Source organism: Ruminococcus difficilis (assembly GCF_016680995.1).
In genome coordinates this window covers 1-15,463 of the sequence record NZ_JAEQMG010000012.1, presented here as the reverse complement: position 1 = coordinate 15,463, position 15,463 = coordinate 1, and the positions used below count along the sequence as shown (strand labels likewise).

15 protein-coding genes are annotated in these 15,463 nt (G+C 49.1%); 4 read left to right on the top strand and 11 right to left on the bottom strand.

What is annotated here, in order from left to right:
• On the bottom strand, positions 1-1,002 hold a 1,002-nt coding region (locus tag JKK62_RS00865; protein WP_201426554.1), incomplete at its 3' end, for a Mur ligase family protein.
• A 133-nt stretch (positions 1,003-1,135) separates the two neighbouring features.
• Between JKK62_RS00865 and pdxR the strand changes: the two genes are divergently transcribed.
• Positions 1,136-2,491: a MocR-like pyridoxine biosynthesis transcription factor PdxR gene (pdxR, locus tag JKK62_RS00860; protein ID WP_201426553.1), complete on the top strand. Its 1,356-nt coding sequence runs from the start codon at positions 1,136-1,138 to the stop codon at positions 2,489-2,491.
• A gap of 22 nt (positions 2,492-2,513) precedes the next feature.
• Here the strand turns inward: pdxR and JKK62_RS00855 are convergent, their stop codons facing one another.
• From JKK62_RS00855 to JKK62_RS00840, 4 genes are read right to left on the bottom strand one after another with little or no spacing between them, the layout of a single operon-like run.
• Complete coding sequence (locus JKK62_RS00855) at positions 2,514-3,368, bottom strand: metal ABC transporter permease (RefSeq protein ID WP_399552659.1); 855 nt, start codon at positions 3,366-3,368, stop codon at positions 2,514-2,516.
• Positions 3,368-4,078 carry a metal ABC transporter ATP-binding protein gene (locus JKK62_RS00850; protein WP_201426552.1) on the bottom strand — a complete coding sequence of 237 codons (711 nt, stop codon included), beginning with the start codon at positions 4,076-4,078 and terminating at the stop codon, positions 3,368-3,370. The genes JKK62_RS00855 and JKK62_RS00850 overlap by 1 nt, the downstream gene beginning before the upstream one ends.
• 9 nt (positions 4,079-4,087) lie before the next feature.
• Positions 4,088-5,065 (bottom strand): metal ABC transporter substrate-binding protein, encoded by a 978-nt coding sequence (locus JKK62_RS00845; protein ID WP_201426551.1) that lies wholly within the window; start codon positions 5,063-5,065, stop codon positions 4,088-4,090.
• The gene (locus tag JKK62_RS00840; protein ID WP_186834103.1) at positions 5,066-5,470 is read right to left on the bottom strand and encodes a Fur family transcriptional regulator; all 405 of its coding nucleotides are present in this window, start codon (positions 5,468-5,470) and stop codon (positions 5,066-5,068) included.
• A gap of 200 nt (positions 5,471-5,670) precedes the next feature.
• On the opposite strand from JKK62_RS00840, the gene JKK62_RS00835 reads away from it, so the two are divergent.
• Positions 5,671-7,191, top strand: coding sequence for an alanine/glycine:cation symporter family protein (locus JKK62_RS00835; RefSeq protein WP_186834104.1), 1,521 nt, complete (start codon positions 5,671-5,673; stop codon positions 7,189-7,191).
• A 533-nt stretch (positions 7,192-7,724) separates the two neighbouring features.
• On the opposite strand, the gene JKK62_RS00830 is transcribed toward JKK62_RS00835, so the two are convergent.
• The 4 genes from JKK62_RS00830 to JKK62_RS00815 form a co-directional block, all read right to left on the bottom strand.
• Positions 7,725-8,147 carry an acyl-CoA thioesterase gene (locus tag JKK62_RS00830; protein WP_201426550.1) on the bottom strand — a complete coding sequence of 141 codons (423 nt, stop codon included), beginning with the start codon at positions 8,145-8,147 and terminating at the stop codon, positions 7,725-7,727.
• A gap of 9 nt (positions 8,148-8,156) precedes the next feature.
• On the bottom strand, positions 8,157-9,806 hold the full coding sequence (locus tag JKK62_RS00825; protein ID WP_201426549.1) for an AMP-binding protein: 1,650 nt from the start codon (positions 9,804-9,806) through the stop codon (positions 8,157-8,159).
• 317 nt (positions 9,807-10,123) lie between these two features.
• The gene (locus tag JKK62_RS17900) at positions 10,124-10,768 is read right to left on the bottom strand and encodes an HAD hydrolase-like protein (protein WP_201426548.1); all 645 of its coding nucleotides are present in this window, start codon (positions 10,766-10,768) and stop codon (positions 10,124-10,126) included.
• 309 nt (positions 10,769-11,077) lie between these two features.
• Positions 11,078-11,323: an MGMT family protein gene (locus tag JKK62_RS00815; RefSeq protein ID WP_201426547.1), complete on the bottom strand. Its 246-nt coding sequence runs from the start codon at positions 11,321-11,323 to the stop codon at positions 11,078-11,080.
• A gap of 118 nt (positions 11,324-11,441) precedes the next feature.
• On the opposite strand from JKK62_RS00815, the gene JKK62_RS00810 reads away from it, so the two are divergent.
• The gene (locus tag JKK62_RS00810; RefSeq protein ID WP_201426546.1) at positions 11,442-12,302 is read left to right on the top strand and encodes a hypothetical protein; all 861 of its coding nucleotides are present in this window, start codon (positions 11,442-11,444) and stop codon (positions 12,300-12,302) included.
• Between the two features lie 32 nt (positions 12,303-12,334).
• Complete coding sequence (locus JKK62_RS00805) at positions 12,335-12,562, top strand: zinc ribbon domain-containing protein (protein ID WP_201426545.1); 228 nt, start codon at positions 12,335-12,337, stop codon at positions 12,560-12,562.
• A gap of 135 nt (positions 12,563-12,697) precedes the next feature.
• Here the strand turns inward: JKK62_RS00805 and guaA are convergent, their stop codons facing one another.
• Both guaA and JKK62_RS00795 read right to left on the bottom strand, forming a co-directional pair.
• Complete coding sequence (guaA, locus tag JKK62_RS00800) at positions 12,698-14,242, bottom strand: glutamine-hydrolyzing GMP synthase (protein ID WP_201426544.1); 1,545 nt, start codon at positions 14,240-14,242, stop codon at positions 12,698-12,700.
• A 57-nt stretch (positions 14,243-14,299) separates the two neighbouring features.
• Positions 14,300-15,463: adenylosuccinate synthase (locus JKK62_RS00795; protein ID WP_201426543.1), on the bottom strand; the 1,164-nt coding region annotated here is incomplete at its 5' end.

Below are 15,463 nucleotides of genomic sequence, written 5' to 3'. Positions count from 1 at the left end.
TTTGTAGTAGCGCACACCCTTGTATTCCCTGACAAACTCCGCGCGGTGAGCGACGCCGCCGAATTCCTTTGCGACCTTGACTATTGTATCAACGTCGACCATACCCCATACCGCGGAAATCGCCGCGAGGTAGTTCTCGACGTTGTGCATGCCCGGAATGCGGATATCGGAGATATCCATGATTCGCGTTACCTTACCATAGTCGCTGTAGCAGATCGTGGTGCCATCAAGATACGCGCCGTTGGAGAGCTGTTCCTTAACGCTGAACTTGCAGAGCTGACCGCGGACGTTCTCGGAAAAGCTGTTCGCGATTTCGTTATCGAGGTTGACTACCGCCTTTGAGAACGCGCTCTGGTGAAGCACGATGTTGCGCTTTGAGTCGATGTACTCCTGCATATCCTTGTGGATATCGAGGTGGTTCGGCGCGAGGTTTGTGACAACCGCCACGTCGGGGCTTTGGCGCATGGAAATAAGCTGGAAACTCGAGAGCTCGACAACCGCATAGTCGTCCGCGTCTATGCTCTCGATTTCGGGCAGCAAGGGCTTGCCGATGTTGCCTCCGAGGTGAACGGTCTTTCCCGCCGCCTTCAAGAACTCGGAAATGATCGTCGTTGTGGTGGTCTTGCCGTCGGAGCCTGTGACGGCAATTGTCTTGCACGGACACAGCTCAAAGAAAACCTCCATCTCAGAGGTCAGTACATTTCCGCTCTCGCGCACAGCCACAAGCTCGGGCTTGTAGAACGGTGTGCCCGGGCTGCGGAAAACTATGTCCGCGTCGATATTGTCAAGGTAGCAATCTCCCAGAATCAGCTCAGCGCCGTACTCCTTTGCGAGCACGCCGTTTTCGCCGAGGGCTTCAAAGTCCTTTCTGTCGAGCGCCTTGACCTTTGCTCCCTTATCCGCGAACAGCTTTATCAAAGGCAGGTTGCTTGTGCCGATGCCGATGAAGGCTACGGTCTTGCCCTTGATTCCTTCAAAAAAACGGTTTACCGAAGTATTCACAAAAATCCCTCTCTCGTAAAATTATCATACTTATTTATTATACTAATAAATGGAGAAAATTTCAACCGTTATTGCAATATTCCCCTGTGGGTGGTACAATGAAAATGGTGATGAAATGCTTTACGATTTTATTATGACTGACAAAAACGACAAAATACCGCTCTATCGGCAGATTTACCACTCCGTCAGACGGGCTATCGAGAACGGCAACCTGAAGAAAAACGACCGCCTGCCGTCTATAAGAGAACTCAGCAGCTCGCTGTCGCTCTCAAAAACCACCGTGATTTCTGCCTACGACCAGCTGTGCGCCGAGGGTTACATTACAAACCGCCCGAAAAGCGGTTATTTCGTCGCGGCTGACTTTGAGAACCGCCCGAAGATTGCCGAGAGCATCGAGGATAATTCTAAAAAAGAAAATAAGTACTACGAGTATGATTTCAGCACCAAGAGCATTGACAGCAGCGTTATTGACCTCGCTATCTGGCGCAAGGAGATAAAAAATATCATCAACCGCAGCTACCTTCTGACCTCATACGGCGACGCTCAGGGTGAGGAAGCCCTGCGTTACGCGCTGCAGAAATACGCGCTCGGAATCAGAAGCGTCAACTCAAAAATGTCTAATATTATAGTCGGCGCAGGTACCCAGGCTGTATTGTATCTCTTGTGTTCGCTGATCGGAACTGATAAACGCGTCGCTCTGCAAAAGTCGAGCTTCGTACAGTCGGAATTCGTTTTCCGCAGCTTCGGATATGAAATCTGCTACTTCGACAGCGACGATTTGGGCGTAACGATCGATTCACTCGACGCGCTAAGCCCCGATATTATCCTTGTCAACCCGAATTTCTCGGGCAAACGCGGCCTTAATATGCCTGTGACAAGGCGGCTCGAGATGATTCGCTGGGCAGCTAAGCACGGCGCGTATATTATCGAGGACGATTTCAACGGCGAGCTGCGATACAGCTCCCACCCCATACCCTGCGTACAGTACTATGACTCTGAGCACACTGTGTACATCGGCTCGTTCTCAAAGGTACTGCTGCCGTCGGTTCGTATCAGCTACATGGTGCTGCCTGAGAGCCTGATGAAGGATTTTTCGGAATGCAAGCCCTACATTAATCAAATCGCCTCAAAAACCGAACAGCTCGCGCTGGCGGGATATCTCAACTCGGGCAAGATGGACTCGCATATCCGCAGAGCAAGGCGTGTTTACCTCGAAAAGAGCAGGCAGACACTTGAGAGTATAAAGAGATACTTTCCAAACGCAGCTCTTACCTTCAACGAAACCGCAATGTATGTCGCCGTTAAGCTGCCGAAAGAAGTAAACCGCGCCGAAATCGACAATGCGCTTGAAGAAAACGGAATCCGTCTGATGACATCTATTAAATCGGACAGTGACTTCGGCTTCTGCTTCTCGGGAATACCGATAAATAAAATAGACGAGGGTATCCGCCTCGTCAGTGAAATAATATTCAAACAGCCGGCTTGTTAAAAGCCGGCTGTAGTTATTTGTATTAAGATTTAAAGCCGCTCCTGAAGCCGCCGATAAGCGTGAAGATACCGAATACGGCTATGTCGGCGATCACTATTGTCGCGCCTACGGGAGTATTAGCGAGGATAGATACCAGAATACCGATCGCCGCGCAAAATACCGACAGGCACGCCGAGCAGATCGTGACGGATTTGAAGCTCTTGAACACGCGCATCGCGGAAAGCGCAGGGAAAATTATAAGCGCGGAAATCAGGAGCGAACCTACAAGGCTCATTCCGATTACGATAATGACCGCAATGATTATCGCGATAATCAGATTATAGACACTCACCCGTGTACCTGTTGCGCGCGCGAAGTTCTCGTCGAAGGTAACGGAAAAAATCTTGTTGTAAAAGAAGATGAACGCAAGCACAACCACGAGCGACAGCACCGCGCAGAACCAAACGTCCTCTTCCTTGAGAGTGATGATCGAGGTCGAACCGAAAAGAGTCGTGCACACGTCGCCCGAGACGTTAGCCGAGGTCGGGAACTTGTTCATCAGAAGATAACCGAACGCGAGCGCGCCGACGGATATCATCGCGACAGCCGCGTCGCCCTTTATCCTGGTGTTGGTGCCCGTGCGCAAAAGCAATACCGCGCTGATTATAGTGATAGGCATAACGATGAACATATTATTCGTCAGCCCCACGACAGCCGCGACCGCCATTGCGCCGAACGCGACGTGAGAGAGTCCGTCGCCGATGAACGAGAAGCGCTTGAGCACCAATGTCACGCCCAGAAGCGAGGCACAGAGCGCTATCAGTATACCGACGATGAAGGCGTAGCGCACAAACGGCATCTGGAAAAACACCGCGAGGCGCGAGAACATTTCTTCCATCAGAACTCGCCTCCCATCAGAACCGACAGCCTTTTGCCTGCCTTGCTCTCCTCAAACTGGCGGCGCGTGCCGAAAAACAGCTCGTCGCTGATGTGGAGAATATGGGTGGCGTACTTGAGCGCGGCGGAAATGTCGTGCGAAATCATTATTATTGTGATGCCCTCGTTCTTGTTGAGAGATTCGATAAGGCTGTACATATCAGCCGTGACGATTGGGTCAAGTCCCGCGACAGGCTCGTCCAGAAGCAGCATTTTTTTCGTCGCACAGAGTGCGCGCGCAAGCAGAACGCGCTGCTGCTGACCGCCCGAAAGCTCGCGGTAACAGCGGTTCTTCAAGTCCTCGATACCCATCTTGCGGATATTTTCCATGGCGACGCGCTTTTCAGCCTTTGTATAAAACGGTCTGAGTCCGCACCTTCCCTGAAAGCCTGAAAGAACTATTTCTTTTACCGAAGCGGGAAAGTCCTTCTGCACTACCGTCTGCTGCGGAAGGTAGCCGATTTCACGGGAACGAAGCCCGTCGCCGGTGATGATCTCGCCCTTCATCGGCTTGCGCAGTCCGAGAATAGTTTTCATGAGGGTGGATTTACCCGAGCCGTTCTCGCCGACGATACAGAGATAGTCGCCCGCGTTGACGTGAAAGCTGAGGTTCGAGATTATCTCCTTGCCCTCGTAGCCGAGAGAAAGCTCACGGCAGGTTAACTGTGACATATTTTCTCCTTATTTCCCGACCGCGAGCGCCGTTTTGAGCACGTCGAGATTCTTTTCCATCATGCCGATATAGTCGTCTCCGCTGTCAATCATTTCCTTTGAAACTGCCTGCATTGAGTTGAGCTGAAGGATTTGCGCGGTCTTGTTGTCAGAGGTTTCGATTATTGTCTCGGCGAGCTTTCCGTCCGAACCGTCGATCGTGAGCACGGCAGGCAGCCTGAGCTCTGTCAGCTTGTCCGCGAGAAAGGCGACTGTCTCAAAGCTCGCCTCGCTGTCAGCCGAACAGCCTGCAAACGCGGCGTAGTATTTCAGCTTATAGTCGTCTACAAGGTAGCGGAACGGAAAACGATCGCCGAAAAGCAGAGTGTCGTATTTCTTGTCCGCCTTGATAAGGGCGTCGGTGTGCTTGTCGTCGAGGGCTTTCAGCTTCTCCTGATACGTCTTTTCGTTCTTCTCATAAACATCGGCGTTTGCAGAATCAGCGGTCTTAAGTCCGGCTGCCAGCTCGCGGCAGAAAAGCTCCGCGTTCTTTACCGAGAGCCAGACATGCTCGTCATAAGCGCCGTCATCGTCCTCCTCTTCCTCTGCCTGCATTCCTTCAACAAGCTCCTCGTCTTTCGCGTAATCGCCGAGAAGGTCGAGCAAAGATACCTTATACTTGCCGTCGTTGTCCTTAAAAAACGCTGCCGCGGAGTCGTTTACCCACTTGTCAGACTCGCCGCCGACGTATACAAAATAATTGCAGTCGCTGATTTTTACCATATCCTCGGCGGTCGGCTGGTAGTTGTGGATATCCTTGCCGTCCTCGACGAGAAGAGTCAGCTCGACGTTCTCAGCGCCGTCTGTGATATTCTGCAGCCAGTTGTAAACGGGATAGATCGTTGTCACTATCTTGAACGCTTTGCTCTCGGTTGTTGTTGTGCCGCAGCCTGCAAATAAACAAAGCGTCATCACGGCGGTGAGCATTAATGCTATAAGTCGTTTCATCTAGTCCTCCTTGTTTTTGCGACAGGACTTGCAGACGCCGTACAGCACCGTGTTCGCCTTGTCAATCTTGAATTCATCGCTTTGCTCGAGGTTATTCATAAGCATCTCGACCCCGGGCATATTCATATGATATGTTCTGCCGCACTTCTCGCACGAAAGGTGCAGACAATCCTTGCAGGAATCGCTGTCGGTGTAGAGATAATACACCTCGCGAGTGCCGCTTTTGCTGACGCGGCGTATCTTGCCCTCCTTCTCAAGGTCGGAGAGGTTGCGGTACACAGCGCTGATGCTGATTCCCTCTCCCGAAAGAGCTGTTTCGAGCTGCTTTGCCGTGAGCTCCTCGTCGGCATGCTCTGACAAAAAAGCAAGCAGCGCCTTCCGCTGCTTTGTCATATACTTAGGCAAATCATCGCCTCCCAATTTGCAATTCATTCGCAAATTATTATACCAAATCAGAGGCGGTATGTCAAGCAATTTGCGAATATTTCGCAAATCCGATTTATAAGGCAAGTAATTATTATTTATGAATTATATACTACTATTGCGCAATTTTTTAAGTTATGATATAATCTTATTGTGTATTTTTAAAAATGAGGAGGAAAATTATGTGGGAGCAAGTACTCTCGACCGTTGAGGAGGTAAATAATTTTCTCAACGGTATTGTTTGGGGCTGGCCTGTGGTCATTCTTATTCTCGGCACGGGCATTCTGCTCACCGTCAGGACAAAATTCCTGCAGGTGCGCAAGTTCGGCGAATCGCTGAACACAACCATAGTCCCCACTCTCAAGAGCTTAGGCAAAAAACGCGAGAAGGACAGCCGCGTCAAGTCGGTATCTCAGTTCGAGGCGTTCTCAACCGCTATCTCGGGAACAGTCGGCACCGGAAATATCGTCGGCGTTGTATCGGCAATACTGACGGGCGGTCCCGGCGCTGTATTCTGGATGTGGATCTCGGCGTTCTTCGGCATGGTCACAAACTACTCCGAGAACGTACTCGGTCTGTACTTCCGCAAGAAAGACAAGGACGGCAACCTCTCGGGCGGCTCGTTCTACTACATCGCGAACGGTCTGAAATGGAAATGGCTCGCTTACTGCGCCGCTATCTTCTGTGTGTTCGCGGCAATCGGCATGAGCGGTGTGCAGACAAACAAAATCTCCGGCACTCTCACCGAGGCGCTCACAAGGGTATGGACGGCTGAGAACGCCATGACAATCAAGCTGATCATCGGTGTGATCGTCGCGGCTCTGACTGCGGTTATCATCATCGGCGGCATTCAGAGAATCGGCAAGGTCACATCTATGCTCGTTCCGTTTATGTCGCTGCTCTTTATAATCATGTCGCTCATTGCGATCATCATTCACTTTGACCAGGTACCCAAGGCTTTCGGTCTTATCTTCGAAAAGGCTTTCAATTTCCAGGCGGCAGGCGGAGGTATTCTCGGCTACTCCTTCGCGCAGGTCATCAAAAAAGGCATGGCGAGAGGCGTATTCTCAAACGAAGCAGGTCTAGGCTCGTCCGTTATCGCGCACTCCGCTTCCGAAACAAGAGAGCCTGTAAAGCAGGGTCTTTGGGGTGTGTTTGAGGTATTTTTCGACACCTTCATCATCTGCACCCTCACCTCTCTCACCTTCCTGACGACCTTCGATCTCAACACTCTGACCGCCGATATGGACGACTCCGTTATGGCCATGTCGCTGTTCTCAACTAACTTCGGCACCTTCGGCGTTGCAGTGTTCTCTATTATCCTTCCGCTGTTTGCATTTACGACGATCATCGCGTGGTCGTACTACGGCGAAAAGGCTATTGAATTCTGTTTCGGCTGGGTCAGCGAGAAAAAGCGCAAGTACATAATCATCGCGTTCAAGATCGTTTACGTACTGCTGATCGCGGTTTCCGCGGCGATCCACGGCGAGCTTATCTGGGCGATCGACGACACCTTTAACGGTCTGATGGCTGTGCCGAACCTGATATGCCTGATTGCGCTGAGCGGTCTTGTGGCAAAAATCACGAAGAACTACTTTGACCGTAAGAAAGGCAAAAGACTTGAGCCGATGCTCTCCGCTTATCCCGATATGAACGAGGAATTCAAGCAGGATATCATGACTGACAATCTCGAGATGAAATAAACGCAAATCACCCCTGACCGATTAAGTCAGGGGTGTAATTTTTTATTTATTCCCATTCTTAAGTGCAAAGCAATCATTAAACAACTTCGTTTAATAAATATTGCTTCTCGTGGGAAAATATGGTTTCAATTATACATTTTTGTTTAGTTATCACAGCTTGTGCTATCAAAAAGCTATCAGTCATTTGCTATCATTCGTAGCTTGGTTTATTTCTGATTACTTTTGGTTTATTATAGCATAGCTGTCATTTAAAATCAACACTTTAAAGCGATAAATTGATTATGCTTTTTGATCTTGATAATAAATCGAAAAAGTGTCACGCTTTTGGGCTTCAAAACGCAGTATTTATGCGCCCTTTGAGAAGCAAAACCAGTTAGGTAGGGTAATTATATTACTTTGCAAGCTTGATGGTAATAGAAAACGCCGCCAAGCAGGAGGGTTCCGACTTGGCGACTTGGTTATTATTCGGTTTTGGAATTATAATGCGGTTATCAATACAATAAAACGTGGCTCTGTAATATTGTTTTGCAAGCCTAGGCTTCCACTAATTCGTTCATTTTTTGAGATAATTCCGGAAATTCTTTTCTAAAGGATAAATACGGCTTATAGCTTCCGTCCTTTGCAAAAAAATGAGAGCTGACGCCCTTGTAGCAGAGCTCGTTTGTATCGGTGTTGATGATCTCATAGGCAAAGCTCATCTTTACGCCCTTAAATCCGGTCAACCGCATAACCACCTTGAACGGATCGTCGTAGCGCAGGTAATTAAGAAATTCTCCCGAAGCGGAAACGCAGGGGATTATGACTCCCGATCTTTCAAGCTCACTGTAAGTGATGAGATTATCGCCCAGCCAATCCATTCGGGCGTCCTCAAGCAGACGCAGATAGTTTGAATGATGCACTACGCCCATTCGATCGGTTTCATAATATTTTACTCTTCTGTTGTATTCCCAACTCATAACGGCTCCTTAACAAATCTTAGTTCTGTCAATGCTTCTGATGTCGGTGCGTTTGATTTTTCCGCTTATGGTTTTCGGCATTTCGTCGGCAAATTCCAGAACTTGGATATGCTTGTAGGATGAAACCTTTTTGTTGACAAAACGCTTGATTTCTTTTTCGAGCTGTTTGCTCTTTTCAAAACCGTCGGCAAGCTTTACCGTTGCTTTGATAGCCTGTCCTCTTGAAGCGTCGGGAATACCCGTAACCGCGCATTCCAAAACAGCAGGGTGTTTCATCAATACATTTTCGATTTCAAACGGTCCGACGCGGAAGCCTCTTGTTTTGATCAAATCGTCTATTCTTCCGACATACCAATAGAATCCGTCTTCGTCCTTATACGCGGTGTCGCCTGTGTGATAAACGCCGTTTCTCCACACGCTTTCGTACAGCTTTTCATCACCGCAATAGCCCATAAATATACCGTACTGCTGCTTTTGCGGCACGACTACGATCTCGCCGACCTCGTTCTCCTTAAGCTCGTTGCCGTCTTCATCAACTATCATGGTGTTGTACAACGGCGTAGGCTTTCCGAGCGAGCCGGTCTTTGACTCTGTACCGACAAGATTACCGAGCATAAGCACGGACTCTGTTTGACCGAAGCCTTCCTTTAAGCACAGACCCGTCTGCTCATAAACCTTTTCAAACACAGAGGGATTCAAAGCCTCTCCGGCAGTGGTCAGGTGCTCCAGCGCCGATAAATCATACTTGCTCATATTACGCTTGATAAAATAACGGTAAACCGTCGGCGGCGCGCAAAAAGAGGTAACCTTGTATTTCTCCATTATCCGCAGCAGCTTGTGCGGTGAGAAGCTGTCAAAATCGTAAACCATAACAGCGCAGCCGCACAGCCATTGTCCGTAGATCTTTCCCCACGAGGCTTTGCCCCAACCTGTTTCGGCTACGGTCAGGTGAAGCCCGTTTTCACGGACGTTCTGCCAGTATTTAGCGGTGATTATGTGCGAAAGCGAGTAGGTGTGATCATGCACGACTGCTTTAGGGTAGCCTGTTGTGCCGGAGGTAAAGTAAATCAGCATAGGTTCTTCCGCTTTGGTATCAACAGGCGTGAAGCTTTCGTCTGCCGAATCTATCAGTTTTGTCAGATTGATTGCTCCGGGCAAATCGCGGCGCACAACGAACACTGATTCTAACTGCCGCTTTTGCGCTGCGGCTTCAAGCATATCCTCGGCTGTGCTGCCGTCCGGAGTACAGATCGCAAAACGAATATCCGCTGTTTCTATGCGATAGGTAATATCGTCAACTGTCAGCATATTGGTCGCCGGAATGGCAACCGCGCCTAATTTATGGAGTGCCGGTACAATATACCAGTACTCATAGTTACGCTTCAAAATAACGAGCACTTTATCGCCTTTTTTAACGCCTTGTGCTTTCAGCGCATTTGCCGCTTTATTGCTCAGCCGGCTTATGTCGCCAAATGTAAATGTTTTTTCAACCTTGTCAGGGTTAGTATAGACAAGAGCCCTGTCGCAGGGTGCAAGGCGAGCCATCTCATCAACTACATCATAGCCGAAATTATAGCTTTCGGGTACGTTCAGCTGAAAATCAACTAATAAACCGTTTTTGTTTACCGTTGGGGTACAAAAGTTTTTGAATAACTGCATAATTAATCTCCTTAAATAAATGGAATAATCATGACTGTACAGTTCGTTAAAGGTTGATCGTCACCAACCGTCATCATTATAAAGAAAGAGTTGAAGAAAGTCAACAAATCGGCTATGCAAATTATCTCAAATACGAATATAGTTATTCGAATTTTGCATAAGTGTATATTTTAGTAGCTTTATGTTTATAAGAGTTACATTTTTCTGATTACAAAAAGCAGTGATAAACGCAACGAACAGATCAAACAAAGTCCGGAAAACAAGGATAACAATAAACCGCAGTTTTAGAAATAGACCCCAAAACTGCGGTTTTTATATTACTTACAATAATCCTTCGTCATTTCATCATTAATTTCTTTTGCGGATTTGATTTCGTGAATGTCGCTGATGCCGTTGCCTACGGAAACATAGCCGTTTTCATTTGCTCCGATAATGTCGTGTTCCCTGTCGCCTATCATAACAGCCGAGGATTTATCGAATATATCTCCCGAAGAAGGAGTAACACTAATATTCATAAAGCCATTTGAACGAAGCAGATCACCAGTAAAATTTTCAAAATCCCTACCTTCCATAATATCAACTTCATTTAACTTAGGGATATCAGGTGAAGCATAAGTTACTATATTTGTGATAAATAGCTCTTTGACGCTGTCATTAGTGTTCGGGAAAATACTGTTTTCGAGCTTGTCTATAAAAAATCCGTCATCAGAGTAATCTATATCTATCCCAAACTTAGTTTTATAGATTTCGGAAACACTCGGCGTTTCAGCAATCATTTTCCGAATTTCTGCATCCGATAAAACAGAGTAGTCATTATCGTGGGAATCATCATCTATAACTGTTTCTTTTTCAGCAGGTAATTCGTTATATATTATTTCCCACTCTTTATATGTAACAAGGACATCACGCGGTTTAGCGCCTTGATGAGGTCCAACTACTCCTAACTGTTCCAGTTCATCCAACAATTTGCCCGCTCTCGCATATCCGATTTTTTAACCTTCGTTGAATAATAGAAGTTGAAGCATTTGCCGAATCAATAACACACTTAGCAACTAAATCAAGCATTGAGTCACGTTTAGGGCATATATTTTGACTTCTTTCTTCATTGGATAGTTGCCGAATTTTTTTCTTCTTCAGCTATCTGCCGAATTCTTTTTTCTATTTCGAGATTGTATTGATCGTTGCGACTCACATTATCATCTCCAAGATTTATTATAATTATAGTAACATATCATATGGATATTTGCAACAGGAACACACCTTTAAATCAATCATATTAGCACATTATATCGAGAAATAAAAAAGCCGAAGGCGAAGGCGCGGGACGGCTCGCCGAGACGGTTGACGACGCGGTAGCAGGGGATATGCGCGGGATCGGGATTGACGTGCAGGGCGTAGCCGACGACGCGGCTCCAGCGCGGGTTGCCCGCGAGCATGGCGATCTGTCCGTAGGTCGCGACCTTGCCGCGGGGGATCCTTCTGACAACGTCGTAGATCAGTTCAAAAGAGTTTTTCATCACATCACCGCCTCGTGTTTGATTATAGCATGGACGGGAGGAGATAGCAATATACTTGCTTGACAGTTCGGGAGGACGGGGGTATAATAAGCTTATCAAAAATGTTAGGAGATCGAAGATGAAAAAACTATTCGGAGGAATCAATCTGACTTGGCCGAGGGTGATTATAGGGGCTGTGATCGCGGGCGTGGTGACGGCGGTGTTCGCGATCGTTCCGATATTTTTGAACACGTCGTTCCATACGATAACAGCGACCTTTGAGGTATGGATTTTGTTCGGTATCTTTATCATCATGAACAGCAAATCAAACTTGGATTCCGCCTTGAAGTGCTTTGTTTTTTTCCTGATCAGCCAGCCGCTGGTGTATTTGATACAGGTGCCGTTCAGCAGTATGGGCTGGGGGTTGTTCGGATATTACGGGTACTGGTTTATTTGGACGCTCCTTTGCTTCCCGATGGGCTTTGTCGGCTATTACATGAAAAAGGACAAGTGGTGGGGATATCTGATCCTGCTGCCGATGATCTTGCTGACGGGCATGTCTTATATGAATTATTTTTCGGATTGTCAGTTTTCGTTCCCGCGGTATATCCTGATCACACTGTTCTGTGCGGCGGCGATGATATTGTATCCCGTGTGTATCTTCCGCGATAAAAGGATACGGATCACGGGCGCGGCGATCGGCGCGGCGGCTGTCGTAACACTGACGGTGATCTGCCTGCTCAATCCCCCTGTGTACAGCACGGATATCCTCTCGAGCAGCGAGGAGACGCCCCTTGACGACACGTACACGGTCGCCATTGAGGACAGCAGCTACGGCGATATCAAAATCGTTTATATGGAAGAGATCGAGGATTATATGGTGCATGCCGACCTGAAAAAATCAGGAGAAACGAGCTTTACGCTCAAAGCTCCCGACGGAAAGACGCGGGAATTCGGCTTGACGATCGAGAGAAATACCTATGAAGTAACGGAGAAATAAAGGGGTCAAATAAATATTGTCAATGCTGCAGTATGCCGCTGACGGACGAGGATATGCTTAGTCGTGAAGCGGACGGCAGTATTAACGACGACTACTGCAAATGGTGCTATGCGGACGGGAAGTTCGCCTATGACAGCAAGGAGAAGCTGCTGGATTTCCTGATGGAGCATGTGCCGAATACGGAGGATATCCCTGATGATGAACGCCGCGCGGCGTATGACGGGTATCTGTCGCAGTTGAAACGCTGGAAAGAAGCATAATCAAAGATAATAAAGGCGCCCTTGATCGTGCGGTTTACGGTCAAGGGCGCCTGTTTAGTTATCGGTTCAGAGTGGTGATATGGTCGTGAAACGAATCATCATTGACTTGTCAATCTATAACTTGGCGAAGCAAAATCACTCCCATTCCACCGTTCCGGGAGGCTTGGAGGTGATGTCGTAAACTACGCGGTTTACGTGGGTCACTTCATTAATAATGCGGTTTGAGACCTTGCCGAGAATATCATACGGAATCTTTGCCCAGTCGGCGGTCATGAAGTCGTCGGTCGTTACCGCGCGGATTGCAACAAGCTCGCTGTAGGTGCGCGCGTCGCCCATTACGCCGACGGTCTTTACACCGGGGAGTACCGCAAAGAACTGGCTCATCTTGTCGGCATAGCCGCACTTGTCCATCTCGTCGCGGAGAATAGCGTCGGCTTCCTGCAAAATTCTTACGCGCTCGGCGGTTACCTCACCGATAACGCGGACGCCCAGTCCCGGCCCCGGGAATGGCTGACGCCATACGAGGTCGTGAGGAAGTCCGAGCTTCTCACCTACCGCGCGTACCTCGTCCTTGAACAAGTCCTTGAGCGGTTCGATGATATCCTCAAACTTGATGTCCTCGGGCACGCCTACCTGGTTGTGGTGGGTCTTGATCTTCGCCGCGTCACCCTTGCCGCTCTCAATGCGGTCGGGGTAAATCGTGCCCTGAGCGAAGAATCCCGAGCCGTAGCTCTCGCGGATTTTATTCCAGAACACGTTATAGAACTCAGTTCCGATGATTTTACGCTTGTCCTCGGGATCGCTCACGCCCTTGAGCTTTGAGAGGAACTCGTCCTGACAGTTGATGCGGACAAAGTTCATGTCGAAGAGCTTAGTGAAGGTGTTTTCAACGAAATCGCCCTCGTCCTTGCGCATTAAGCCCTGATCGACGAATACGCAGGTGAGCTGCTTGCCGATCGCCTTGCTGATCAGCGCCGCGGCAACAGAGGAATCAACGCCGCCCGAAAGACCGAGAACTACGCCCTTGTCGCCTACCTGAGCGCGAATCTGCTCAACGGTGGTGTCGATGAAGCTGTCCATCTTCCACTCGCCCTTACACTCGCAAACGTCGTACAAGAACGCTCTGAGCATGTCCTTGCCGTTCTCGGTATGGTTTACCTCGGGATGGAACTGAACGCCGTATAGTCTGCGCTCGGGGTCAGCCATTGCAGCAACGGGACAATGAGCGGTAGCTGCGGAAACGGTAAAGCCCTCGGGTACCTCATTAATATAGTCCCGGTGACTCATCCACGAAATGCCCTGAGAAGGAATATTCTTAAAAAGAATATTATCGGGGTTGTAATCGGTCACGGTCTTGCCGTATTCGCTGACAGCGTCGTCAGTCGCGGAGACTACGTTGCCGCCGAGAGAATACGCCATGAGCTGACAGCCGTAGCAGATTCCGAGAATCGGCACGCCCAGCTCAAAAATCTCGGGAGTGTAGTGCGGCGAGTTCTCGTCATATACACTGTTGGGTCCGCCTGTGAAGATAATTCCCTTGGGGTTGAGAGCCTTGATTTTTTCAAGCTCCACCGTATAGGGCAGGATTTCGCAATACACATTGCACTCGCGAACCCTTCTGGCGATAAGCTGATTGTACTGACCGCCGAAATCGAGGACAATTACCGTTTCCTTGTTCATATTATACCTCTTTTCAAAATGAACGGGGCTGTCTTGAAACAAGACAGCTCCATTTTATTATCTGTAGATGATATCGCTGCGGGACGGGCCGTTGGAGACCATCTTGATCGGCACGCCGATTTCCTTCTCGGCGAACTCGATATACTCGCGGCACTCCTTGGGAAGCTTATCGTACTCAGTGATACCCGAGATAGAGCACTTCCAGCCCTTGAGCTTTTTGAGGATAGGCTTGCATCTCTTGAGCTTGGTTGTTGACGGGAAGTAGTCGATAACCTTGCCGTCGAGTTCGTAGCCGACGCAAACGGGGATTTCGTCGAGGTAGCCGAGAACGTCGAGGACGGTAAAGGCAACCTGAGTCGCGCCCTGAACCATGCAGCCGTAGCGTGTGGCAACAAGGTCGAGCCATCCCATACGTCTGGGTCTGCCTGTGGTAGCGCCGAATTCGCCGCCGTCGCCGCCGCGTCTGCGAAGCTCGTCAGCCTCGTCGCCGAAAATCTCGGAAACGAACTCGCCCGCGCCTACAGCGCTGGAGTAGGCCTTGACAACGGTGATGATCTCCTTGATCTCGTAGGGCGGAATACCTGCGCCGACCGCGCCGTAACCCGCGATCGTGTTGGAGGAGGTTACCATGGGATAGATACCGAAGTCGGTGTCCTTGAGAGAGCCGAGCTGACCCTCGAGGAGAATGTTCTTGCCTTCCTTGATGGCGTTATGTACGAACATGAACGCGTCGCCGACGTACGGCGCGAGCTGCTCCTTGTACTCCATGAGCTTGTCAAAAACCTCCTGCTCGGTGATTTCGGGCTTGTTGTAGAGGTTCTTGAGGGTCGCGTTCTTGATTTCGAGCGCGTGATGAATCTTCGCCTTCAGAGAGTCGGGATCGTCATAGAGCTCGTTGATCTGAAAGCCGATTTTTGAGTACTTGTCGGAATAGAAGGGCGCGATACCGCTCTTGGTGGAGCCGAAGGAATTCTTGCCGAGACGCTCCTCCTCGTAGCAGTCGAACGCGACGTGGTAAGGCATAACAATCTGAGCGCGGTCGGAGATGATGACGTTGGGTGTGGGTACGCCTCTGTCCTCAAGCTCCTTCATTTCCTTGACGAAGTTCTCGACGCTGAAAGCTACGCCGTTGCCGATGATGTTGGTGATATTCTGATGAAATACGCCCGAAGGGAGCTGATGCAGCGCAAATTTGCCGTAATCGTTGATGATGGTGTGACC

Bases quoted from the DNA above. Each gene is read 5' to 3' on its own strand.
- JKK62_RS00825 (WP_201426549.1), bottom strand. From the start codon at position 9,806: ATGCAGTTATTCAAAAACTTTTGTACCCCAACGGTAAACAAAAACGGT.
- pdxR (WP_201426553.1), top strand. From the start codon at position 1,136: ATGACTGACAAAAACGACAAAATACCGCTCTATCGGCAGATTTACCAC.
- JKK62_RS00850 (WP_201426552.1), bottom strand. From the start codon at position 4,078: ATGTCACAGTTAACCTGCCGTGAGCTTTCTCTCGGCTACGAGGGCAAG.
- JKK62_RS00835 (WP_186834104.1), top strand. From the start codon at position 5,671: ATGTGGGAGCAAGTACTCTCGACCGTTGAGGAGGTAAATAATTTTCTC.
- guaA (WP_201426544.1), bottom strand. From the start codon at position 14,242: ATGAACAAGGAAACGGTAATTGTCCTCGATTTCGGCGGTCAGTACAAT.
- JKK62_RS00855 (WP_399552659.1), bottom strand. From the start codon at position 3,368: ATGGAAGAAATGTTCTCGCGCCTCGCGGTGTTTTTCCAGATGCCGTTT.
- JKK62_RS00810 (WP_201426546.1), top strand. From the start codon at position 11,442: ATGAAAAAACTATTCGGAGGAATCAATCTGACTTGGCCGAGGGTGATT.
- JKK62_RS00815 (WP_201426547.1), bottom strand. From the start codon at position 11,323: ATGAAAAACTCTTTTGAACTGATCTACGACGTTGTCAGAAGGATCCCC.
- JKK62_RS00830 (WP_201426550.1), bottom strand. From the start codon at position 8,147: ATGAGTTGGGAATACAACAGAAGAGTAAAATATTATGAAACCGATCGA.
- JKK62_RS00805 (WP_201426545.1), top strand. From the start codon at position 12,335: ATGCCGCTGACGGACGAGGATATGCTTAGTCGTGAAGCGGACGGCAGT.
- JKK62_RS00845 (WP_201426551.1), bottom strand. From the start codon at position 5,065: ATGAAACGACTTATAGCATTAATGCTCACCGCCGTGATGACGCTTTGT.